At 57.6% G+C, this 23,506-nt stretch carries 16 protein-coding genes and 1 tRNA gene; 10 read left to right on the top strand and 7 right to left on the bottom strand.

Going from position 1 to position 23,506, the window contains the following annotated elements; all coding sequences use genetic code 11:
- Positions 1–43: 43 nt before the first annotated feature.
- Positions 44–1,249 (top strand): methyltransferase, encoded by a 1,206-nt coding sequence (locus IRZ77_RS22890; protein WP_196174481.1) that lies wholly within the window; start codon positions 44–46, stop codon positions 1,247–1,249.
- 388 nt (positions 1,250–1,637) lie between these two features.
- On the opposite strand, the gene IRZ77_RS22885 is transcribed toward IRZ77_RS22890, so the two are convergent.
- Positions 1,638–1,913 (bottom strand): DUF3077 domain-containing protein, encoded by a 276-nt coding sequence (locus IRZ77_RS22885; RefSeq protein WP_013970482.1) that lies wholly within the window; start codon positions 1,911–1,913, stop codon positions 1,638–1,640.
- 571 nt (positions 1,914–2,484) lie between these two features.
- On the opposite strand from IRZ77_RS22885, the gene IRZ77_RS22880 reads away from it, so the two are divergent.
- From IRZ77_RS22880 to IRZ77_RS22865, 4 genes are all read left to right on the top strand, one after another.
- Positions 2,485–2,733: a hypothetical protein gene (locus IRZ77_RS22880; RefSeq protein ID WP_135003131.1), complete on the top strand. Its 249-nt coding sequence runs from the start codon at positions 2,485–2,487 to the stop codon at positions 2,731–2,733.
- A 98-nt stretch (positions 2,734–2,831) separates the two neighbouring features.
- Positions 2,832–2,907: transfer RNA gene (locus tag IRZ77_RS22875), tRNA-Thr, on the top strand.
- Positions 2,908–3,070: 163 nt separating this feature from the next.
- A complete protein-coding gene (locus IRZ77_RS22870; protein ID WP_196174480.1) occupies positions 3,071–4,390 on the top strand; it encodes a tyrosine-type recombinase/integrase in 1,320 nt (439 codons plus the stop codon).
- A 930-nt stretch (positions 4,391–5,320) separates the two neighbouring features.
- Positions 5,321–6,301: an integrase domain-containing protein gene (locus IRZ77_RS22865; protein ID WP_196174479.1), complete on the top strand. Its 981-nt coding sequence runs from the start codon at positions 5,321–5,323 to the stop codon at positions 6,299–6,301.
- Between the two features lie 312 nt (positions 6,302–6,613).
- Here IRZ77_RS22865 and IRZ77_RS22860 read toward each other — a convergent pair whose 3' ends face one another.
- From IRZ77_RS22860 to IRZ77_RS22845, 4 genes are all read right to left on the bottom strand, one after another.
- Positions 6,614–8,461: a UvrD-helicase domain-containing protein gene (locus IRZ77_RS22860; protein WP_196174478.1), complete on the bottom strand. Its 1,848-nt coding sequence runs from the start codon at positions 8,459–8,461 to the stop codon at positions 6,614–6,616.
- Position 8,462: 1 nt separating this feature from the next.
- Positions 8,463–10,850: an AAA family ATPase gene (locus tag IRZ77_RS22855; RefSeq protein WP_196174477.1), complete on the bottom strand. Its 2,388-nt coding sequence runs from the start codon at positions 10,848–10,850 to the stop codon at positions 8,463–8,465.
- Between the two features lie 372 nt (positions 10,851–11,222).
- Positions 11,223–11,696: a helix-turn-helix domain-containing protein gene (locus IRZ77_RS22850; protein WP_108481720.1), complete on the bottom strand. Its 474-nt coding sequence runs from the start codon at positions 11,694–11,696 to the stop codon at positions 11,223–11,225.
- 46 nt (positions 11,697–11,742) lie between these two features.
- Positions 11,743–12,096, bottom strand: a complete 354-nt coding sequence (locus IRZ77_RS22845) for a type II toxin-antitoxin system HigB family toxin (RefSeq protein ID WP_196174476.1) — start codon at positions 12,094–12,096, stop codon at positions 11,743–11,745.
- Positions 12,097–12,273: 177 nt separating this feature from the next.
- Between IRZ77_RS22845 and IRZ77_RS22840 the strand changes: the two genes are divergently transcribed.
- On the top strand, positions 12,274–12,480 hold the full coding sequence (locus IRZ77_RS22840; protein WP_135002100.1) for a DUF3079 domain-containing protein: 207 nt from the start codon (positions 12,274–12,276) through the stop codon (positions 12,478–12,480).
- A gap of 431 nt (positions 12,481–12,911) precedes the next feature.
- On the opposite strand, the gene IRZ77_RS22835 is transcribed toward IRZ77_RS22840, so the two are convergent.
- Positions 12,912–15,209, bottom strand: coding sequence for a TonB-dependent siderophore receptor (locus IRZ77_RS22835; RefSeq protein WP_196174475.1), 2,298 nt, complete (start codon positions 15,207–15,209; stop codon positions 12,912–12,914).
- 140 nt (positions 15,210–15,349) lie between these two features.
- On the opposite strand from IRZ77_RS22835, the gene IRZ77_RS22830 reads away from it, so the two are divergent.
- The 3 genes from IRZ77_RS22830 (at position 15,350) to IRZ77_RS22820 (ending at position 19,343) form a co-directional block, all read left to right on the top strand.
- Positions 15,350–16,069: a response regulator gene (locus tag IRZ77_RS22830; RefSeq protein WP_196174474.1), complete on the top strand. Its 720-nt coding sequence runs from the start codon at positions 15,350–15,352 to the stop codon at positions 16,067–16,069.
- Between the two features lies 1 nt (position 16,070).
- A complete protein-coding gene (locus tag IRZ77_RS22825; protein WP_196174473.1) occupies positions 16,071–17,438 on the top strand; it encodes an ATP-binding protein in 1,368 nt (455 codons plus the stop codon).
- Between the two features lie 240 nt (positions 17,439–17,678).
- Positions 17,679–19,343, top strand: a complete 1,665-nt coding sequence (locus tag IRZ77_RS22820; RefSeq protein ID WP_196174472.1) for an FMN-binding glutamate synthase family protein — start codon at positions 17,679–17,681, stop codon at positions 19,341–19,343.
- 134 nt (positions 19,344–19,477) lie between these two features.
- Here IRZ77_RS22820 and IRZ77_RS22815 read toward each other — a convergent pair whose 3' ends face one another.
- Positions 19,478–20,797: an OprD family porin gene (locus IRZ77_RS22815; RefSeq protein ID WP_046614512.1), complete on the bottom strand. Its 1,320-nt coding sequence runs from the start codon at positions 20,795–20,797 to the stop codon at positions 19,478–19,480.
- 504 nt (positions 20,798–21,301) lie between these two features.
- On the opposite strand from IRZ77_RS22815, the gene IRZ77_RS22810 reads away from it, so the two are divergent.
- A complete protein-coding gene (locus IRZ77_RS22810) occupies positions 21,302–23,380 on the top strand; it encodes a TonB-dependent receptor (protein WP_196174471.1) in 2,079 nt (692 codons plus the stop codon).
- The last annotated feature ends 126 nt before the right edge of the window (positions 23,381–23,506 follow it).

The raw sequence follows: 23,506 nt of genomic DNA, 5'->3' as shown, positions 1-23,506 counted from the left end.
GTTCACCCGCGAAGAGGCCCTCAAATCCACACATATCCTTGCCATGCCCAACCACCTCCACAGCCCCCACCTAAGCACCCGCTTCCAGGCCCTCGACCAGTTCCTGATCGAGCACCAGCAGCTGTGGAAACCCCGCCCCTTCACCACCCTGCAACTAGCCTGGGAAACCGCCCACCCCGAGCTTGCCGCCCACCTGCGCCAATGCTCCCTGGCAGACGCCGAAACCGACACCACCGCTGCCCCATTGCCCGCCCCGTTCCCGCAACTGGCCCAGCAAGCCCGACAGCTTTCGGCCCTCGGTAACCTCCCGAAAACCGATCTGCCTACCGCCGCGCACCGCCTCGACGTCGCCGTCCCCGGCCGCAAATGGCAGCAGATCGAAGCCTTCGCCAGCCATCTGGCCTTCCGCGAACCGCCCCATCACTGGTTGGACTGGTGCTCCGGCAAAGGCCACCTGGGCCGCCGCCTGCTGCAACCCGGCCAACACCTGACCTGCCTGGAATACGATGCCGAACTGGTCGCCGCCGGCCAGGCCCTGAGCGCGCACCACCACTTGCCGGCGCAGCATGTGCACCAGGACGTGATGGCCAACGACAGTGCCCGCCACCTTGCTGGCGACAAAAGCGTGGTCGCCCTGCACGCCTGTGGCGACCTGCATGTGCGCCTGATGCAGTTGGCCAGCCAGCAAGGTTGCCGGCAACTGGCCGTAGCCCCCTGCTGCTACAACCGCATCGCGACGCAGCAGTACCAGGCGTTATCCACAGCCGCGCAAGCCTCCAGCCTGCGGCTGTCACTGGACGACCTGGGCCTGCCCTTGAGCGAAACCGTTACCGCCGGCGCCCGCGTACGACGCCAGCGCGACACCTCGATGGCCCGGCGCCTGGGCTTCGACCTGCTGCAACGCCAGCAGCGCCAGACCGACGAGTACCTGCCGACACCATCGCTACCCGTGGCCTGGCTGGAAAAGCCCTTCGAGCAGTACTGCCGCGACCTGGCCGAACTCAAGCAATTGCAGCTGACTGGCAACCCGGACTGGGCAGCCCTGGAAGCCGCAGGCTGGCAACGCCTGGCCGAAGTCCGCAACCTGGAGCGCGTGCGCAACCTGTTCCGCCGGCCGCTGGAGCTGTGGCTGGTACTCGATCGCGCCCTGTTCCTCGAAGAACAAGGCTACAACGTGCGACTTGGACTGTTCTGCGACTACCCACTCACCCCGCGCAACCTGCTAATCCTTGCCGAACGCGACTGTTAGCCGCAGCACAACCTGTGGATAACTCTGTGAACAAGCTTGTGATTACCTGTTGGATCCAAGCGCTATTTCAAACGCTTGGCTTATTCCGGCTTGCCCGTCAAGGCCAGTAAAAACAGGCGTTTGCGCAAAGACAGGCGGTGTACTGATCCGGCATGCCTTTCGCGCAAGACGCCGATGCCACTTGTGCATAAACATTTCTTGTGGTTGGCGACTGCGTCTAAAGCCTTACTCAGAATGGCCTGATTTGCGCGGTGCCTTGTAGGAGCGGCCTTGTGTCGCGAAAGGGCTGCAACGCAGCCCCAGCAATATCTGCAAATACGCCAAAAACGGGGGCCGCCCTGCGGCCCATCGCGACACAAGGCCGCTCCCACACTGACCGCATAAGGGTTCAATGCGCCTTGTTCTTGGCAATCTCGATATCGTTCATCAGCGCCTTGGCCATGTCGCACAGATAATCGGCGGCACCCAGGAATTTATGGTCATCCTCCATATCCCCCTCGCGCACCAGGTGCTTGATGTAGCCCATCAGAATCGAGACATGCTCATAGGCAGCATCGACGGGGACGCCGGGCTCGACGCGTAGAAGATTGAGGGATGGGTTACCGGCTGCGAGGAAGGTTTCCACGCCTGCGGTGGTGATGGGTTCGATGATGGTTTTCTTCATGGCACAAATCCTTACTCGGGGAGGGGACTGCCAGAAATCTTTCTCACGGATTTGGGTGGCAGCCGTACGCGGGGTGAGAAACCGGTCGAATAAGGAAGCCCGGCCAGACCAAAGTCTGCCCGCGTACGGCCACCAAAAAGGGGTAGCGCTTATTCGACTTGGGTTCTCACACCCGGTCGCCAGAGCGACCCGAAAACGGTATCCGTGAGCCATTTCCCCGACAACAGCGATACTTCGGCGGCGCGCGTAGGATAGTTCCGAAGCATCCGAACCCTGAAGCCATTAGCCCCCTAGTTCAGAATTTTCGTACGGCTGATGGCCCTTTCGCGGGTAAACCCGCTCCCACAGGAATCACACATGGCTTGAGAACAGTGATATCCCTGTGGGAGCGGGTTCACCCGCGAAGAGGCCAGAACAGGCAACAAAAAGCTAAAGCCCCACCGCTGATCCCGCCCAACGGTGTATCATCCGCCCCCCAAATCATTAAAAAGTGACGTCGCGCGCTGCCCGCCAGCCCCGCGACCTTCTGGCGTTGCGCCAGAACCGACATGGACTAACGGACCCGACCATCGTGACCCAGACCAAGCCCCTCGCCCTGCTGACCCTCACCCTGGCCCTGACCGGCTGCGCCAGCGGCACCGCTCCCCACCCCAGCAGCAGCCTGGGCTGGAACCACCCCGGCATGCAGCTGGGCGGCGACAACGGCCTGCCCCTGCGCACGGAAAGCCCCTGCCGCAAGCGCGGCTGCGACAACGACAAGCTGTTCTTCAACCCGGGCAAAACCGAGCCAAGCGTCACCACCATCCATCGCGGCTGGTAGGAAAATTCTTCTTTCAGGTCGGTGACTTAGGTCATTTGCGAACATTCGCAACGAAGTGGTTTACAGGCGCCAACCGATCGTTATAATGACGCCCCATTGCCGGTATAGCTCAGATGGTAGAGCAACTGACTTGTAATCAGTAGGTCCCGGGTTCGATTCCTGGTGCCGGCACCATTCAAGGTTCCATAGAAAGCTTTCAAAAATCTCTGGAACCCCCGAAAAACCCGCCTTCTGGCGGGTTTTTTCGTTTTGGCGTTCCGTCGGATTCCGAGGGTAGCCAGCGCTAATAAGGGTACTTTTAAGGATACCTACCAATTCGACATTGGAAAGTACCCTTATGGCTCGCACAACGGCTCCCCTTACCGACAACGCCTGCCGCACTGCAAAGGCTCGCGAACGTGAGTACAAGCTTTTTGACGGCGATGGCCTTTACCTGCTCGTGAAGCCCAACGGTCGCAAAGGCTGGCGACTCAGGTACGTGAAGCCCGATGGTCGCGAGGGCCTGACCTCACTCGGCAATTACCCGGTGGTCGGGCTGGCTGACGCTCGCCACAAGCGCTTCGAGCTCAAACAGCAGCTCGCCAACGGCATTGACCCCATCCAATCCAAGCAGCAGGCCAAGGTGCAAGCCGTAATCAATGGCCGTACCTTCGAAAGCGTTGCGCTCGATTGGTATGCCGGGATGGTGCCCAAGTGGGCGCCGGGCCACGCCAAGAATGTACTCAGCCGGTTGAAGACTCACGTATTCCCTTTGCTTGGTGCCAGGGCAATCGTCGAGCTCGATACCCACGACCTCATGCAGCCTCTAGAAGCCGTGACGAAACGCGGCACCATCGACGTGGCGCTTAGGATCAAGAACTACCTTCAAAGCATCATGCGCGAAGCCAAACGGCTGCGGCTGATCACCGCGAACCCGGCTCACGACCTTGACGGCTCAATCAGAGCACCACGGGTTACACATCGACCCGCACTACCCTTATCGCGGCTGCCAGAGCTGCAAGCTCGCATCGACGACTACAAAGGTCGTCCACTCACACGCCTTACCGTGATGCTGTCGCTGCACGTATTCGTACGCTCCAGCGAGCTGCGCTTCGCCCGCTGGAACGAGTTCGATCTCAATCGCGGCATCTGGGAGATCCCCGACACTCGCCCGGCGCTCGACGGCGTACCGTTTTCCACAAGGGGTACGAAGATGGCCGGGGACATTCACGTTGTACCCTTATCGCCGCAGGCAGTGGCCTTGCTTGAGCAGATCCACGCGATCACCGGCAAGTTCGACCTGGTGTTCGCGGGAGATGCCAAACCGTGGAAACCGATGTCCGAGAACACGGTGAATGCCGCGCTCAGGACGATGGGCTATGACACCAAGGTGGATATCTGCGGCCACGGGTTCCGAGCCATGGCGTGCAGTGCGCTGGTCGAGTCCGGGCTGTGGTCGGAGACGGCTATCGAGCGGCAGATGAGTCACAAGGAACGCAACAACGTACGGGCCGCTTATACCCACAAGGCCGAGTTCCTCGAAGAGCGCCGGATGATCATGACCTGGTGGAGCCGGTTTCTGGAGGCGAACCGCGAGGACCATGTGACGCCGCACGAGTTTGCCAAGCAGACGGGCGAGAACGTCACGCGCCTGCGCAGTGCCAAGAGGACCGAGTAACCCGCCGCACCACCATCTCATTTAGCTGTGAAGTTACCCACAGCACCGCATGAAGCTCCTCCGCGCGGGTCCTTTCAAACGGGGCTGCAAAGCCGCCCCGTTTGAAAGGACCATACTTAAGAAAAAAAACTGCTGGCACAGCGTACGTCTGTGGAAAACCACAGATGTCCACCGGGGGATAGTTTTATCCACAGGCGCTAAATCCCTGAAATCGCTTTGCTTGACGAACATTGTCCACAGGCGTAGACCGGGAGTTGCAAGCGCTGTCGATGACAGCACCCCAGGTGACCCGAACCTTAAAGGTCACGCCGCTCCTGCGGTGGTTCTCCCCAAAGGCGATTCGCATCCGGCAGCTCGCCCGGTCACTACCCATGTGATGGATGCTCTTACACATATAGCGCTCGTGCGCCAGATACACCGTACCTCGCTGCCCTGCAGCAACCTATCCGCTTGGCCGAATATTGCGCCAACCTGTGCCCGTCTCTTTCTGCGGAAAGAGACGGGCACTTCTACCACTGCTGCAGCCCTGATCGCACAAGGCTTTGCGGCATTCCCCCTCGTGACAATCGCCGTGACAAACGCCGATGTCACTAGCAACAGCGATGTAGATGATGGTGCCGCAGACCAAGGAATGGACTGCACCTGACTGACAGTCAGGCACGCCCCGGTCATCGCATTGCTGCTTGCACATGGCTCAGGATCTCGCGGCACTGGTCTCGTCAGCCAATGCAGCCTCCACCCGCCCACCGGTAACGGTGTTCAGGAGGCCAGATCATGAGATGCCCTTGCTCCCGGACGTAAGGAGCCGCCAGTCCCGCGTAGTGGACATTCCCCACAGGTCGCAGGGGCCTTGATCCCTGATAACACTCAACATTCTTGGCGGGCTGACGTGGGGCGAGGATCGGAGACCAGGCGATGAGGTGATTCGACATGGCATTGGTGGGTAGACGCGATGGCCGTAATTTCGGCTACGGTAGGCAACTGAGCTATGCAGGACCGCAGGCGTTGAAAGACATGTTCGGCGGCGGCCACTACGGCACGGTGAAGGCGCACTGTGATCGGTGGCAGGCATTCGTGAAGTGGTGCCGCTCCGAACAAGGGCCCGGTATCAATGATGCGCGGCAGATTGATCGGAAGGTATTGGCGGACTATGCGGCGTACCTGCGCGATGCGGTTGAGTGCGGTAGCCTCGCCATCAGCACCGCACAAAACCGCCTATCCAGCGTTAACAGGACAATGGCAGCGCTGCGCGGTGATCAGTGTGTGAAATTGCCCAGTCCGAGCAAGGCGTTGGGAATGCAGCGCACCGGAGTTCGCCAATCGGCTCCGCAAGGCCAAGACCGCGAGCAGGTTAAGCAGATCGTCCATGCGCTTTGTCGCGAACATCAGCAACGGGCCGCAGCGATTGTTCTGCTGGCGCGAGCCACCGGCATGCGCTTGCGTGAAGCCATCTTGGCTGACTTGCCACGGCTAAGTCGTGAGGCTGAAGCCTTCGACAAGATCAATATCCAAGACGGCACCAAAGGCGGCCGCGCCGGTGCCTCAGCGCCACGTTGGATTGCGGTGGACGAACATGTTCAAGGTGCGCTTGGATTCGCACGGCAGGTGTCGCCTACAGGTAGCCGCAACCTGATTGCGCCTAGCGAAAGCTACCTGATTGTTCTGCAAGAAGTCATCCGCCCTGCGCGGGACATCCTGCACGCACACAACCTCAAAGGCTTCCATGAGCTGCGAGCGGCATACGCATGTCACCGCTATGAGCAAAACACTCAACATCGCGCGCCCATTAACGGCGGCCAATGCTGCCAAGTTGACAGAAACCTTGATCGTAAGGCTCGGAGTCAAATCAGCTATGAACTGGGGCACGATCGTATCGACGTGCTATCGGCCTACATTGGGGGCCGAGGATGACCAAAACATTCGACATGGGCCTCTTTTTAGTAGGGTACTGTCTGGAGCATCTGCAACCCGTAAACGTCATCTTCAGCAAGCGAAAATAATCCAGGCTGCAATTGCTAAGCGCTGGGGTAAAGATTCGCCATGGGCTTGGCAAAGAAAGCATATTATTTGGTTTCAAACAACACACCTTAATAACTATAGTGAGCACACACGCTATCACTACAATCTCACTATTAAATTAATTCTATACAAGCTAGGGAAATCGCCTCAAGAGATCAAGCAAAGCATTGCTTATCGAAAAAAACATAAGCAATGCCACCTGTATTAGACAACGGTTATCTCGACCTCAGAAAATAATTTTTGAGATTTCGAAAACTCGACTACAAGTTGCGGCTGCTTGGTGTACATAACTACAGCTAAACTTTCCTCCGCACGACTGCAAGTCACATAAAATAGCCTTCGCGTTCTGTCCACCGTAGTCTCCTTACCTTCTGCCATATTATCTCGGTCCGCTTTGGTTAATTCAGCCGACCCAAACAACTTCTCATAACTAAAGAGAAACCCTCTAGAATCATCATCATCTAAAATCACCATTACGCGAGGAAACTGCAGCCCCTTCACCCCCTGATGAGTTCCGAAACTTGATCTGTCAGCTATATAGTTACCATATGCAACAAGTTGTGAAAATGGTGACTTCAAGGCCTCTTCAAATTTTAAATTCAACTCATCACGAGCATCATCGATGCCATCCCGCTCTGTTTGAACTTTTGACGCAGCCAAAACCTGGACAAAGAGATCCGGCAAAACTAAAACATTAAAATCAGCAATCACCGACAACAATTCACTTATAGTTGGATCGGCCCTCTCTGCAAGAAGTTTTGCTAACGCTTCAACGCTATCTTTTGCTTCTTTTAGAGCCGACTCAGCTGAGGACTTTAGGTTTTCCGATGTCACTAGCGGCGAAAATTCTTTTAGAATCTGCATGACTCTGAACTTGTTCGCCGCACGCACACTCTGAACGAATGGGATAAAAACATTTATTAGAAATGGAATTCCAGCGAGCCTACCATTTACTAGATCAGTTCTATTTGACAACTCATATAATGGCTTAAAAAATTCGGCAAAACCGCCTCGAGCAGCAGCCATATGGTGCTCAAGCGTAAGAGTTTTAACATCCGCCCTTAAATTATTCCAAAGTTTATCCTGCGTGATCTGCGACATCATGTCAGAAATTTTAAGCTCCGTGGTTAAGCGATCAACTGGGCCATTAGAGTCGACTACAAAGAGATGCACAAAACCAGGCTCCTTCTTTTCCGGAACCTGACTATGACTATCAAACACAGATCTTATATTATTAATTAGATCAACAATTCTAGACGGGCATCGATAGTTTATTTTTTTCTCAGGAATAGCCCAGTCTTCGGGAACATCTTTCCCTAAATCTTTTTTTCCATCCGGATATATTCGCTGCATCACATCGCCGAGAAGCCCAAGGCAAAATCTGCCTGTATGCCTTTTTTGAACATCTAAAAAAGCCTCAATCAAATCGCGCTGTGTATCTTGACTTTCATCAATCAAAAGAATGGGAAAACTCTCGACTAAAATTCTCTGCAGTAAGGGCTTATTAACAATTAAAGCGCTTGCGATTTTCAAAACCTCAGAGTGATTTAGCGAATCTTTCCCAGAACTAATGCCATTCGGGTTGTATCTAAACGCGGACACGCTTTTTAGGTTTTCTAGACGCCTTTGAATTGAAACTATTTTAAGAGCTCGCTCCGCAGCACTTTTAGACCCCGACCGTCCCTTACGCTGTGCCTCTTGTACTTCGAAAAGCTCTTGAGTTAACGCGCCAACAATCCAAGCCTTTACATCCAATGTGTATGGCTTTATCAGCCCCCACGCAAAACTATGAATAGTTGAAACTTCGAACGACTCATCATAATTTAGTCGCTCCTTTATTTCATCACACGCCGCATTCGTATATGTTATCACTCCAATCTTCTTGCCATATGCAACAAACTCCATTAAATAAGTTTGCCGAAAGCATTCCAACACATTTATAAGCGTTCTTGTTTTGCCTGAGCCAGCACCGGCAAATAGAAAAAAGCTGCGAAGCTTAGAAGGTTCCAAATAGGAAAATATGTCTTTGTCCACTCCCGTCAAGTTAATCATTTCATTCACCCTCGGAGCGATCTGTTACCGCCCAAGTCAAGCTGGCGGGGGACATTACTTCGTCGCTCTCCTTCAATTTGGCGGGGATAGGAGACTCGTTACCTTCTACGATTAGCACTGCTGCCAATTCTGCCACAGCATCTTCCACGCTAGTCGAGTTGAGGGATTGCTCTAGCCACTCCAATCCCTCAAAAATGTATTGAGGAGGTGTTAACTTCGTCGGATCGATATCGAACAGTAGGTCAAGCGCCATTTTTGCCTTTTCTCCCGATAAAGCGGAGAACATCCCCGCTCGAGCTTTATCAAGGTCAGCAAGACTTAGTGCATCACACATTTTTTTTAGCATGCCCGTAGCAGTCTTATGCCCCCTGAATGTCTCCACATTGGTTAACGCTAAAGCATCTTCAAAAGTATAAGGGACTGCAGAAACTGGAGGATCAGCCCTCCAAGGGTCGACATTCAAAGGTATAGGGCTTTGATAACATACTCGCGTAGTACCGCACGATGAAATTTTATTCTTTGCCTCAGCCACCATCAAGTCATCTACTGAAGACATCTTAGGCAACCACTTGCGGAGAGTAGTATTATCAGATATCTGACCTCGCCCGATATCCGGCAACGCTTTAGTAACACTCAACGTTCCATCCTTTGGATCTTTCTTTTCCTCTTTACTATCTAGGTCCGTAACGATTAGCGTATGTAGCCCTAGCTTTTCAATTAGCGGTTGCAGGCGATGCGCGTGGGCCCCATTTATCTCCAAAACAGAAATGTAGCTTGTGCTTAACTTTTCAAAATTATTACGAATAAAGTGAGGGATCAGCATCCTTTCAGCCGCGCCCTCCACTAAAATTATTCCGTTGGCAAAAAACAAATCACAATGGGTTGTTTTTAAGTAACGGGCCACGTATTTGCTAGTTTCATTTTCTTTGTCACCAAACGTCGCACGCAGATTCACTATATTGGCTGTTGGCGTTTCAAATCCAGAAACAGCCTTACACCTTTTAAAGTACCTCAACTTAGAGAAATCCATTTCGTAAGCAAGATAGCTAGAATGGGTGCTTACTACTAACTGCGTATTGAAATCGGATTTATCCTTCAAACGATCGTGGTTACGTAGAACCGTATAAGCCTTATTTATAAATACTTGCTGCACCTGTGCATGAAGGTGCGCCTCTGGCTCTTCAATTAAGACAAGATGAAGAGGTTCTATAGATTCCCCTAGCAGACTTTGCGCTTTTTTGACGCGCATCCATCCATCTCTAAAACTAATAAGAGCAAAAATCATCGATATGAGATTTTTGTACCCTAGCCCGTTCATTTTTTCAGGCAACCGTAATGACTCCAACCCATCAGCCGCTTTCTTAAACAGGTCAAACTGAATAGCAGTATCATGATCCAATGTATCAATAGGGTTTATCTTGCTAGTAATACTGATCGAAGGATCAGCAAAACCTGGATAACCTATTGTTTCAATCTCTGTTAATGCACTGGTAAGCCGTTCCTTAAGACGATCATCAAAAGTCGATTTAGCTTGGTCGATAGATTGCAAGGCTAAAATATCTTCTAAATCTGGCGACTCTGACGGATCCAGATGCTTTTGATAATATTTCTTAAGCTGTTGAGAAAGACTTCCTTTCCCCGTACCGCCCATCCCAACGCTTTCACTGCTCCCGGAATCTGAAAATCCCCTTTGAGCTTCTATCAGATCAATTCGAAGCAAACCCTCAAATGGGTCATTCTCCAGTGGTTCCTGGCTTGGTATATCTTGCGTGTTGATTTCTTCAGAATTTAAATCTATAAGATCCGGATCCAGTAGATAGCTATTAAATTTAAAATGGCTATGTAATTTTCCAGGCTTATCTAAAAAGTCTCTCAGATTCCTTGGCCAAATTGAGAACTTAGCGCTGCCTGGGCTTTTCTCACGAGCCTCTTCTAGCAGCCGCTGCGACGAAGTACGCTCAGTTATGTACTCGTTCTTTAAAGCTGAAATATCCTTGGGCTCAAAGGAGATCCGAACACCCAAGCGACCAGCTTTCCAGTCAAGCGAAGGTATGAGATGACTGACGCGATAAGCCTCACACTCTTCAACATCTAGCCACAAATCCAACGCAGGACATAATTTCTGCCACTCGCCAAGGGTCCCCCCTTTCTCAGAGATGCTGCCCCATGTCTCAGCAACTTTATTAAGCTCATACCAGTTCGAAAGTGTAAAATCTGTGGTGGACAACTCTTTTCTTCTGGTCTTAATCAAAAATCTAATCAGCATATCCATTGCTGATGTTTTACCGCTATTGTTAGCGCCAACAAAAACCGTCTCCTGATCGGAGAGCTCCAACCTGCAAGACTTTAATTTACGAAAATTTTGTATATCAAGAAATTGAATCCGCATAAAACTCCCTGTATGTATAATTCAGCAAATGATATTGATTCACGCTTCAAAATAATAAATCTCGAGCATAGATGGCAGCTTGCCATTAATCAAGCATCCTCGCGACACATTCTAAAGAGTACGGGTTGGGGAAATCGCAGACAGCGATGCCCTCTGAAATTTATCGATTAACGCACCAAGAAAAATGCGCATTACCAAAACAAAGCATTAAGGTAATTTTAGAGGTAGCAGCATCTCGACCACGCATAAAAATTGTTATTTTTCAACAGAATAGAATTAAATTCGACTCCTGGTGCCGTATAAAAAAAGGCTCACCAAAAGGTAGGCCTTTTCTGCTTTCTGTGCCCCGCGATCCCAGCAACCCTACCGATTTCAAACCACCCCATGCATGAAAAACTCAACCGGTACGCTGAAAAACTCAGCAAAGCCCTTTATCTGGGCAACCGTCATCTTCCGCTTGTTGTTCAAAATCTCTGAAACCGCGCTCTGAGTTGCTATCGAGGCAAGGTCCTTCTGCTTCACCCCCCTGTCCGACAGCAGGAAGGCCAATGCTTCGGCCTGGCTCGCAAACGGCACGAGTACCGACTCACTCTCATACTCGTAGACACGATCCGCCACCATCTCTGCAAAGCGCGCTGCTGCGTGACCTTCGCTGTCGGCATGCGAGTAGAGCTCATCGATCAATGCCATCCGCGCCTGGAGTTCAGCATCGTCCTTGATGGGGTCATGGCAGGCAGCAAGAAGCTGGGCCATGGTTGCCATCTGGGTGTGCAGGCCATCCAGCATGGGTGAAATATTAGCGATGAAGGCATCTAGTCCATTGGCTTCGATTTTATCCCGCTTCATGGTTGTCACCTGTCGAATCGGTAGGTTTTGGGCAAGTGCCAGGCGGCTACCTGACATCGCTCTTGCACCACCTGTCGTACTCCGCGTGCGACAGAATGGCCTTGATATAGAGGGTGCCCGTTCGTGTGTTGAGCCATGCGATCAGACGGCATTCGTTTTTCTTGATATCGAACACATAGACATCAAGCGGCCCTTTTCGGCTGGCGGGCCTGAGTTTTGAACAAGGAATGCGGTCAACGTTCCAGCCAGAGGCGGTAGACCACGTGTCCCTTAGCTGCTCAAAAGACTCGAAGCGCAGCGTCGCCCTATCAAAGGTCGTGAGCCACAGGCTCAGGGGCGCTTTCCACTGGGCGTGAGCTTCGATGGCTTTGGTAACCGCCGCTTTCGTTATCACTCGCATCGTGTTGTCTCGGCGTACCAAGGTGCCTACAAATTATTCCGGATCCAGATATCTGTCAAGCAGATATCTGGATCCGGAATATGCGCTCTGCTGAGGGTCATTGGGATATTGATGTCGATCAAGCTGAGTAGCGGGCCGAGGTATAGGTTGGGGACATAGTTCAGAGGGAAGCTGACCATGGCCAAGAAATTCCCCACAAACCCCAGCCACCCGGAGCGCATCTGCTGGGGTTGCGACCTGTACTGCCCGGCCAAGGCATTGGCCTGTGGCAATGGCGCGAGTCGGACCATGCACCCGGTGGAACTGTTTGGCGAGGACTGGGACAGTTTCGAGGACCGGCTGGAGAAGCCGATTGATCGCGTGCAAGAGGCTGGCCCCAGGTGAAATGGGGCAGCTTTGCGGCACATCGCCGGCAAGCCGGGCTCTCATAGAACTGCACATAACTCATTGAGTTAGCAGGGGGCCTGTAGGAGCGGCTTTAGCCGCGAACACCGGCGCAGCCGGTGCCATGCACCGCGTTGGATTCTTCGCGGCTAAAGCCGCTCCCACAGGGGACGCGGATTGCTTGCAATTTCAGTTATCTACGCGATAGCGCAGCCCAAAGGGCTGGGCCATCTACCACAGGTACAGCGCATGGTTTGAGCCTGGCGCCGACCCAGCGAATCAGGTGCTGCGGTGGATGGCACGGGCTTCGCCCGTGTTCGCGGGCGCGCCCGCTCCCACAGGGATCGCGCCACCTGTTAGTTGCTCCCAAAGTACCTGTGGGAGCCCGGCTTGCCGGCGATGGGCTGCGCAGCAGCCCCAGGTGCGTTTGATCAGAACGCCGTGCTGACCGTCAGCGACAGATTGCGTGGATCACCATAAATCGCCCCGGCATAAAACCCGTAGCGGGTGTAGTAGTGCTTGTCGAACAGGTTGTTGGCGTTGAGGCTGACGCTGGTGTCGTCGGTCAGCTGGTACTTGGCCATGGCATTCCAGATGGCATAACCGGACCAGTTCACGTCAGTGGCACCGTTGCTCACACCATTGCTCGGCTGGCCCGCCGGGCTGGAGATTGCGCGGATGTTGCTCTGCGCAGCAACCCCGGCGCCCAGTGTCAGGCGGTCGAGCGGGCCGGAAAGGCGGTAGGTGGTCGAGGCCTTGAACAGGTGCGATGGGTCGCTGCGGCCGTCGCTGTCGACGCGGCGGAAGTGCAGGTAGGTGTAGCCGGCGTACACGTTCCAGCTGGGGGTCAGGGCGCCGGCGATTTCCAGGTCGATACCGTCGGTTTCCTGGCCGGAACCAGCTTTGTAGGCGTCACCACCGGTGGGGGTGGTCAGGTCGCCGTCGAGCACTGCCTTGTTTTCTTGCTTGGTGCGGAAGTACGCCGCCGAGGCGTTCAGGCGGCCATCGAACCACTCACCCTTGATACCCGTCTCGTAGCTTTGCCCGCGAATCGGCTCGACCTTGCTGCCGTTGCTGGTTTCAGCGGTTTGCGGGGTGAAGATGTCGGTGTAGCTGGCATACAGCGAGTAGTTGTCGTTGAGGTCGTACACGGCGCCCAGGTACGGGGTGACGATGCCGTTCTCTTCCTGGCTGGTACGTGCGCCGGCCACGCTGCGAGTGGTGGCCGAGTAGTTGCTGGTGCGCACGCCGAGGATGACCGACAGCGGTTCGGTGATGCTCAGGCGGGTTGCCGCGTACATGCCCTGCAGGCGAGTGGTGGTCTTGCTGTGGCGGCCGGTGCGCGAGGCGATGATGTTGTAGTCGTCATCCACGCCATTGCGCCAGTCGGTCAACGGGAAGCCGTTGTTGGCGCGGAACTGGCAACCCAGCGCAGGCGCACTGGCCATGCCGTCGCCAACCATGGTGCAGGTGTATTCCGGCGACCAGGCCACGGTGCGGCTGTCGTTGTAACCAACCATCGCCTGGTGGGTACGGCCAAACAGTTGGAACGGGCCGGACAGGTCGATCTGCGCCGACTGCTGGGTGGTGTCGGTGGAGCTGTGCAAGCCGTTGAGTACGGCGCCGCTGCCATCCTGGTCCCAGTAGCCGCCGTAGCTGCCACGGCCCGCCGAGTTGACCTTGGCCAGGCCGCGGTGGTTGAGGGTTTCGGCGGTGCTCTGGGCGGCTTTCAGGTCCAGCGTCCAGTCATTGTCGAAGCGGTGCTCCAGCGAGCCGAACGCGGTGCGGGTGGTGTACTCGCCAAAGCTCCAGCTGGGTACCACGTTGGTGCTGCGCGGCAGGTCGGTCTTGCTGCCATCGCGGTACCAGATCGGGATGTTCGCACCCCAGCCACCGCCAACAATCTTGTTGTACTCGTACTGGTAGCCGGCACCGAGGGTGGTGGCGTCGTCCAGGTCGAACTCGAAGTTGGCCAGCGCGGCGCGGGAGCGCTCGGACTGGTTGTCGCGGAATGAGTTGGCGTCCTGCTGGGTCATCACGAAGCGCGAACGCAGGCGGCCGTCTTCGGACAGCGGCAGGTTGAGGTCGGCGCCCAGGCGGCGCTTGTCCCAGCTGCCGTAGGTGGCATATGCGCTACCGCCGAACGTTTTGGTCGGTGCCTTGCGGATCAGGTTGACGGTGGCCGACGGGTCGCCGGTACCGCCCAGCAGGCCGTTGGCACCGCGCACGATGTCGATGCGCTCGTACAGGTCCATGTTCAGTGCGTTGCCGCCGCCACTGAAGTCGGAGCCGCCCTGGAACTGCAGGCCATCGACCTTCCAGTTGCTGATCGAGTAACCACGGGCACGGTAGTCGGTACGCCCGCCCACTTCGGACTTGCTCGCGGTAACGCCTGGGGTGGTCTCCAGCGCTTGCTCGATGGTGTGGATGTCGCGGTCATCCATCTGCTGGCGGGTAATGGTGGTGACTGACTGCGGCGTCTGGCGCGGCGTCAGGGCCAGGCCGGTGGAGCTGCGGGTGCTTTCGACGGTGTAACCCAGCTGGCCGGCTTCGTCGGCGGGCAGCAGGGCACTGTCTTCGATTTGCGTGGCTTCCAGTTCCAGGGGCTTGCTGTCGGCAGCCATCGCGCCACCGCTGACGGCCATGGCAATGAACAGTGCCAGCGGTTTGAGGCGCGTGCCGCCTCGGCTGATGGAGGGGAAGGCGTTCGGGTTGCTCTCGGAGTTCATTTGGGAAGGCTTCGTATTTGCAGATGATTTTTTGTTAGGATTCTAGGGATAGGCCCCCCGGGCTCCAGCCCCGGCTTGTACGGGGATGTAATCGAACGTAACGAGCGCCACCGGCCCTCACCGAACAGGTGTTTCCCCGCATGAGCACAACTTTGCTTGTTGTCGACGATGACGACGAGATCCGCGAACTTCTTTGTGATTACCTGACAGATGCAGGCTATAACGTGCTGGCAGCGGCTGACGGCGAGCAGATGCGCGAGCAACTGGCCCGACACAAGGTGGAGCTGGTAGTGCTGGACCTGATGCTGCCAGGCGAAGACGGCCTGAGCCTGTGCCGCCAGCTGCAAGCCACGCCGGGGCTGGCGGTGATCATGCTGTCGGCCAAGGGCAGCACGCTGGACCGCATCATCGGCCTGGAGGTGGGTGCCGATGACTACCTGGCCAAGCCCTTCGAGCCACGCGAGCTGATCGCGCGGATAAAGGCCGTGCTGCGTCGTCCGCAACGCCTGGATGCGCCCGCCGAAGAGCCGGCAGAAGATACCCAGCTGTTCGCCGGCTTCCGCCTGGAACATGTGAAGCGCCTGCTCACCCGCCCCGATGGCGAGACCCTGACCCTGCCCCGCTCCGACTATCGCGTACTGCGCGAGCTGCTGGAAGCCAACAACCGCGTAGTATCCCGCGACCAGCTGACGCGCAGTGCGTTCGGCCGCGACCACCTGCCAGACGACCGTTCGGTGGACATGTGCGTCAGCCGCCTGCGCCAGCACCTGCGCCATGCGCCGGCGGGTACCGCGCAAATTCTCACCATCCGCAACGAAGGTTATCTGCTGAGCATCGCCGCCAACGGGGCCGATGCCTGACATGCGCTGGCTACGCCGGCTGTGGCCACGCACATTATTCGGCCAGTTGCTGCTGATAATGGTCAGCGGCACCGTGCTGATCCAGTTGATGTCGAGCAGCATCTGGTTCGATGTGCGTTTTGCCCAGGTACTCGAGGCCCCTGTCCGGCTGATTGCCGCACGCAGCGCGCCGTTGATCGCCCAGGCCGACTGCCATGCCGGTGCACTGCAGGCGCCAGCGCATTACCAGCTGCGTTGCAGCGAAACCCTGCCCACGCCGGTGCAGGACGAGCGCCGTGGGCGCAGGCGTATCGAACTGTTGCTGCATCAGGCCCTCGAGTACGAGTTGGGGCATGCCCAGGACGTGCGCCTGATTAAGGTGCAGCTGACCGATGAACACGGCCAGCCGATCGTCTGGCGCAGCCTGTTCGGCCTGCGCACGGCCCAGGCGCATCTGCAGTTCGCGGTGCCGTTGGCCGATGGGCACTGGCTGACTATCGAGGGCCAGGAACTGCAAGGCTGGAGCGGCGAGTCGGCCTGGGTGCTGATCAGCGATTACCTGTTGCGGGTGTACGCGCTGCGCATCGTCGCGGTATTGCTGGTGTGCCTGATCGCCGTGCGCCTGTGCCTGCGCCCGTTGCGGCGCCTTGCCGATGCCGCGCGCGGTCTTGGTAGCAACCTCGAGCAGCCGCCTTTGGCGCTGGATGGCCCGGAGGAAGTGCGCCAGGCGGCCCAGGCCTTCAACGCCATGCAGCAGCGGCTGATCGCGATGGTCAACGACAAGGCCCACTTCCTGGCGGCGGTGTCCCACGACCTGCGCACCCCTCTGACGCGCATGCGCCTGCGCCTGGAGCGCCTGCCGGACGACGAAAACCGGAAACGCCTGCGGCAGAACATTGCGCAGATGGACAACATGATCGGCCAGGTGCTCGATTACCTGCGCGCGGGGGAGCAACAGAACTTGCAGCAGGTGGACCTGGACCGGCTGGTGGTGCGCCAGTGCGCGGAGTTGGCCACTGCTGAAGAGCCGCTGCCGGTGCATGGCCAGGCGGGTAGCCTGCGGGTCGATGCCCTGCTGCTGCAGCGTTGCCTGCAGAACCTGCTGGTCAATGCGTTGCGTTATGCCAAGGAGGTTTCGGTCACGCTTGAGCAGGCGACCACGGGGGTGTTCATCCATATCGATGACCGCGGCCCGGGGATTGCTCCGAGCCTGCAGGCGACCATCATCGACCCGTTCGTGCGCGGTGAAGGGTCGCGCAACCAGGCGTCCGGGGGGTACGGGCTGGGGTTGAGCATTGCCCAGCGGATTGCTGCCAGCCATGGGGGCGAGTTGCTGTTGGCGAACCGCGAGGGGGGTGGGTTGCGGGTCAGCGTTTTGTTGCCTCGCTAACACTTTTGTGGGACAGGAACTTTACCACCTGGGCTGGCCTCATCGCCTGCAAGCCAGCTCCCACAGGTACTGCGCACGGCTTGAAATCGTTGCGGTCGAGGTGGGACCTGGCTCGCCGGCGATGAGGCCAGCACAGGCAACACAACCACAATCAGGTAACAGTCTTTTACCGATTACCCAGGTTTTCCCCTCCCCGCCTTTGCCTATCCTATGCCCGGTCATCCTGCCTGCGATGGACCCATGAAACACTCTCTACCCAGCCGCTACGCCTGCCTCGCTCTCTGCCTGCTGTTCTCCTTCGCCAGCCTGCCGCTGCTACCCCAGCATGCCTGGCTGTGGCCGTTGACACTGATCACCACGTTGCTCAGCCTGGTCGGGCTGAACGACCTGCGGCAAAGCCACCACGCCGTGCGCCGCAACTACCCGATCCTGGGCAACATCCGCTACCTGATCGAAACCATCCGCCCGGAAATCCGCCAGTACCTGATCGAGGGCGACGACGACAAGCTGCCGTTCTCTCGCTCGCAGCGTTCGCTGGTCTACGCCCGGGCCAAGAACGAAAGTGCCGAGAAAGCCTTTGGCACCCTCAACGATGCCTACAAGCCCGGCTTCGAGTTCATCAGCCATTCCATGCTGCCAGTGGCCACGCCAGACCCGGCATCGTTCCGCATCGCCATTGGCGGGCCGCAATGCCGTCTGCCCTACTCGGCGTCGATCTTCAACATCTCGGCCATGAGCTTCGGCGCCCTCAGTGCCAACGCCATCGCGGCCCTCAACCGCGGTGCACGCATGGGCCGTTTTGCCCATGACACCGGCGAAGGCAGCATCAGCCCTTACCACCGCGAACATGGCGGTGACCTGATCTGGGAAATCGGCAGCGGTTACTTCGGCTGCCGCACCGAGGACGGCCGCTTCGACCCGCAGCGCTTCGCCGAGCAGGCGCGCTCGCCACAGGTGAAGATGATAGAGATCAAGCTCAGCCAGGGCGCCAAGCCGGGCCACGGCGGCATCCTGCCGGGGCACAAGGTCAGCCCCGAGATTGCCGCCACCCGTGGCGTGCGCGTGGGCGAGGATTGCATCTCGCCGGCGGCGCACAGTGCCTTCCGCACCCCGGTCGAATTGCTGCAGTTCGTGGCCAGCCTGCGCGAGCTGTCGGGCGGAAAACCGGTGGGGTTCAAATTCTGCCTGGGCCACCCATGGGAGTTCATGGGCATTGCCAAGGCCATGCTTGCCACCGGCATCACTCCTGACTTCATCGTCGTCGATGGCAAGGAAGGCGGCACCGGGGCGGCGCCACGCGAGTTCAGCGACAACATGGGCGTGCCGATGCGCGAGGGCCTGATGTTCGTGCACAACACCCTGGTCGGCCTGAACCTGCGCGCTGGCATCCGCATTGGCGCGGCAGGCAAGATCGTCAGCGCCTTCGACATCGCCAGCGTGCTGGCCATCGGGGCGGACTGGGTCAACTCCGCGCGCGGCTTCATGTTCGCCATTGGCTGCATCCAGTCGCAGAGCTGCCATACCAACAAGTGCCCGACCGGCGTGGCCACGCAAGACCCGCTGCGCCAACGCGCCCTGGTGGTGCCGGACAAGGCCGAGCGGGTGGCCAGCTTCCACCGCAACACGCTGCATACGTTGGCCGAAATGTTGGCTGCCGCGGGCCTGGAACACCCTTCGGAACTCAAGCCCAAGCACTTGGCGCGGCGTATCAGCCCCAGCGAAATCGGTCTGTTCTCGGACCTGCACACATTCCTCAAGCCGGGCGAATTGCGCAGTGGCTCGATTGAAAGCGAGTTTTATGCGCGGATGTGGCGGATGGCGCGCAGTGACAGCTTTGCGCCGGAGACTGGGGAGGGAGAGGTGAAGGTTGCCGGGGTGCGGCGCAGGGCAGTGGAGCCGGCGTGAAAGCCGGGGGCCGCTTTGCGGCCCTTTCGCGACACAAGGCCGCTCCCACAATGGTCCTGCGCATGCCGATCAATGTGGAAGCGGCCTTGTATCGCGATGGGCTGCAAAGCAGCCCCTAGGCCATCAGATCAGGATCAGAAGATGCTGATCGGGTACTCGACGAATACGCGGACTTCGTTGCCGTCGTCGTTGTAACCGTTCTGCTGCACGGCGTTGTTGGTACGCACGAACGAGCTACGCAGCTTGATCGACAGGTCCTTGGCCGGGCCGTCCTGCACCACGTAACGGATCTGGTTGAAGATCTCGCGCTCTTTACCTTCACCGAAGCCCTGCGGGTTGGCGACGTTGCGGGTGTTGATGTTGTCACCCACCACGTAGGCCAGCTTGTAGGTCAGGCCCGGGATGCCGTAGGCACCGAAGTCCAGGCCGTAGCCCAGCTGCCAGGAACGCTCGTCTTCGGCGTTGAAGTCGGACCAGTACGAGTTGGCCAGGTAGATGGTCGAACCACCGTCACCCACGCCACCCTCGTTCTGGTACCAGCCGTAGTTGTAGCCGGTGCTGCCGGTGCTGCGCTGGTGGGCGATGGTGAACGAGTGCGCACCGTACGCGTAGGTGGCTGCCAGGCTCCAGATGGTGTTGGAGTCGCCGTTCAGGCCAGCGGATTTCACGAACTTGTCGTCGATGTCCGACTTGTAGCCGTTGAAGTCCAGGGTCAGGGACTGGTCGCTGGCGATCGGGAAGACGTAGTTCAGGCCCAGGTAGTGCTTCTTCATCACGTCTTCGTTGTCGGCGGTGTACAGCGAAGCGGTGAAGTTGTCGGTGAACTTGTAGCTGCCACCAAGGACGTTGATCGACTTCAGGCCACCACCGTCACGGCGCTCGGCGCTCTTGCGCGCTTCCTGGGTGAAGCGACCGGCGTTCAGTTCCAGGCCCTGGATCTCTTTGGAGGTGATCAGGGTACCGGTGAAGCTTTCTGGCAGCAGACGAGCATCGTCGTACTGCAGCACTGGCAGTGCCGGCATCTGGTCACCGTACTTGAGCACGGTGTTGGAGATGCGGAACTTCACTGCAGCGCCACCACGGGCCAGGTTGTGCGGCGAGTTGGCGTTGCCGTTCTCGTCCTTGAAGTCCGAAGGCTTGAAGAAGTCGACACCGGCGCCACCGTTGTGGCCCTTGCCGCCGTCCAGACGCACGGCATACAGGCCGAATGCATCGACGCCGACACCGACGGTGCCCTGGGTGAAGCCGGAGGAGAAGTTGGCGATGACGCCCTGGCCCCATTCGATCTGGTCGTCGGTGCCGTGCTTCTTGTCACGATTGATATAGGCATTACGCAGCAGGACGTTGGCGTGGCTGTCCTCGATGAAGCCTTTGCTGTCGGCCTGATCATTGGCCTGTGCCTGGGTCGCGGCGACCATCGCCAGGGCGACCAGGCTGATCCTGGTTTTCAACATGTTGTTTTCCTTATTTCTTAATCAAAAACGCTCTGCAATATGACGCCAGGAACCAACGCCCCTTCGTAGGTTCGACGCTATGCGGATCCAGACTGGAAGGCCTGCCGGTAATCACACGGCGGCCTCTGGCAGCAGCATGGCCAAGATCATGGCCAGCAGGCGTTGGCCGAATCCTAGCCGTGTGCGATTACAAATGTCAAAAAGTCGTGAAATGCAGGTTGATATAACCAAAATAGCCCGCGTGTCTGGTGCATTTCCATGCGGGTTTGCGCTATCAGCGGACAATTTATCTTGTGTGGGAAATCGCCTTTTGATCGAACGGACAATTTCCTGTGAGGACGCTTTCGCAGCTCAAGGCTGCTCCTACAGGGAAATGCGGCGCGGCAGAGAGCGAAACAAACTGACACAGATGTAATGACAACCCTTTACAAATACCCAAGCAAGAGCAAATAACAAGCATTACCATCCGCATCTCTTTTTCACCTGCTCGATCCGGATGTGCCCATGCTTGTACCCTGCCGTCTTTTACCCCTTACCCTTGGCCTGCCGCTGCTGTGCGGCGCCGGCCTGGCCAGTGCCGCCACGACCACTCTGCCGGAACTGTCGGTGACCGCCGACAGCGAGCGCGAAGAGGACAACCCGCGGGTCAAGGAGGTAAGCACCGCGACCCGCACCTCGACGCCAGTACGCTATGTGCCGCAGGCCATCGACACGGTAAAGACCGTCAACGTGCTGGATTACGGCAGCAACACCCTGGGCAAGGCGCTGGAAGGCATCCCCAACGTCAGCAGCGGTGCCGACACCCGCTTCGACAGCGTGCGCATCCGCGGCTTCGAAGCCAGCAACGACTTCTATCTGGACGGCATTCGCGACGACAGCCAGTACATCCGCGACCTGCATAACATCGAGCGGGTCGAAGTGCTCAAGGGGCCGGCAGCGGTGCTTTATGGCCGTGGCAGCCAGGGCGGTATCGTCAACCGGGTGAGCAAGGCGCCGGAGCACGGCCGCCGTTCGAGCATCGAGGCGCAGGCCGGCAGCGAGGACCTGCGCAGCCTGTATGCCGACCTCAGTGTCGACCCCAGCGATACCGTCAGCCTGCGCCTGAACATGGGCAACCAGGACAACAACAGCTTCCGCGACGGCATCGACGGCAGCCGCCAACTGTTCGCCCCGTCGATCAGCTGGCAGGTCACCCCCGACCTGAACTGGCTGGTGCAATACGAATACAGCCGCTACAACCGCACCCCGGACCGTGGCATCCCCGGGGTCAACGGCCGCCCGGCCGATGTCAGCCGCAGCACCACCTATGGCGACACCCAGCGCGACTACATCGACGACCGCGCCCAGTCGCTGCGCTCGCGCCTGAACTACCAGCTGAACGAAACCTGGCAGTTGCGCCATACCTTGGGTCTGTTCAAGCTCGACAGTGAGTTCGACAACACCTACGTCACGGGCTACGACGCCAGCACCGACACCTTGACCCGCCAGCGCTGGCAACAGGACCTGAACACCCGCAACCTGTTCAACACCCTGGAAGCCGAGGGCGACTTCGACACCCTGGGCCTGGAGCACAAGCTATTGCTGGGCCTGGAATTCGGCAACCAGAAGCGCGACCCGGTGCTGTACAAAGCGGTCGACCAGAAACTGCAGGGCCTGGGCAAGCCCGGCCGCAACCAGCAGCTCAATGGCCCAATGACGTTGTTTAGTGACAACCATACCGTGGTCGATAGCCGCGGCCTTTATCTTCAAGACCAGATCCGCCTGAACGATCAGTGGCAGGTTCTTGCCGGCGTACGCTTCGACCAGTTCGACGTGCAGACCACCAACAAGGATGGCGTGCGCGAAACACAGGACAGCAACAGCACCAGCCCACGCCTGGGTGTGGTCTACACACCGTGGCGCGACCATTCGTTCTACGTCTCATGGAGCAAGACATTCTCGCCGGTTGGCGGCGGTCTGATCGGTATCACACCGGGCGCAAAGGGCAACGGTAACGACGCCAAGCCGGAAGAAACCCGCCAGAAGGAAATCGGCGTGAAGAGCGACTGGCTCGACCAGCGTCTGACCACCACTCTGGCCATCTACGAGCTGGAACTGTACAACCGCCGCACCCGCGACCCGCTTGTCCCGGAAAACATCTTGCTCAGCGGCTTGCAGCGTTCGCGCGGCATCGAACTGACCGCCACCGGCAATATCGTCGGCAACTGGTACGTGCGCGGTGGCATCGGCCTGCAGGATGCGACCATCGTCAAGGACAACAACGGCCAGGAAGGCAACCGCATCAATGATGTGGCCAAGCGCAACGGCAGCCTGTTCGTGACCTGGAAACCTGAACTGGGCTGGTACGCCGAAACCGGCCTGACGCTGGTGGGCGAGCGTTATGCGGACAACCAGAACACCACGGTGCTACCGGGGTATGGCCGCTGGGATGCATTGGCTGGGTACCGCACGCATGACTGGGATGTGCGAGCGGCGCTGAGCAACATTGCCGACAAGACCTACTACAGCTCTGCGACCAGTGCGGCGCAGATCCAGGTGGGTGCCCCCCGTAGCCTGGTGGTGACTGGCAGCTACAGCTTCTGATCTTTATTGCCTGTACCGGCCTCTTCGCTGCTAAAGCCGCTTGTATGGTGATACTCGAAGGGGTGGTGGGACGAAAAAGCCGAATCTGACTGTTCACAGCAGTACAGACCGTGGGAGAACTCGCCC

It is taken from the genome of Pseudomonas pudica, assembly GCF_015680405.1.
Lineage (GTDB): Bacteria > Pseudomonadota > Gammaproteobacteria > Pseudomonadales > Pseudomonadaceae > Aquipseudomonas > Aquipseudomonas pudica.
Note: the sequence above shows the minus strand (reverse complement) of the source record. Positions and strands in the feature narration are given on the sequence as shown.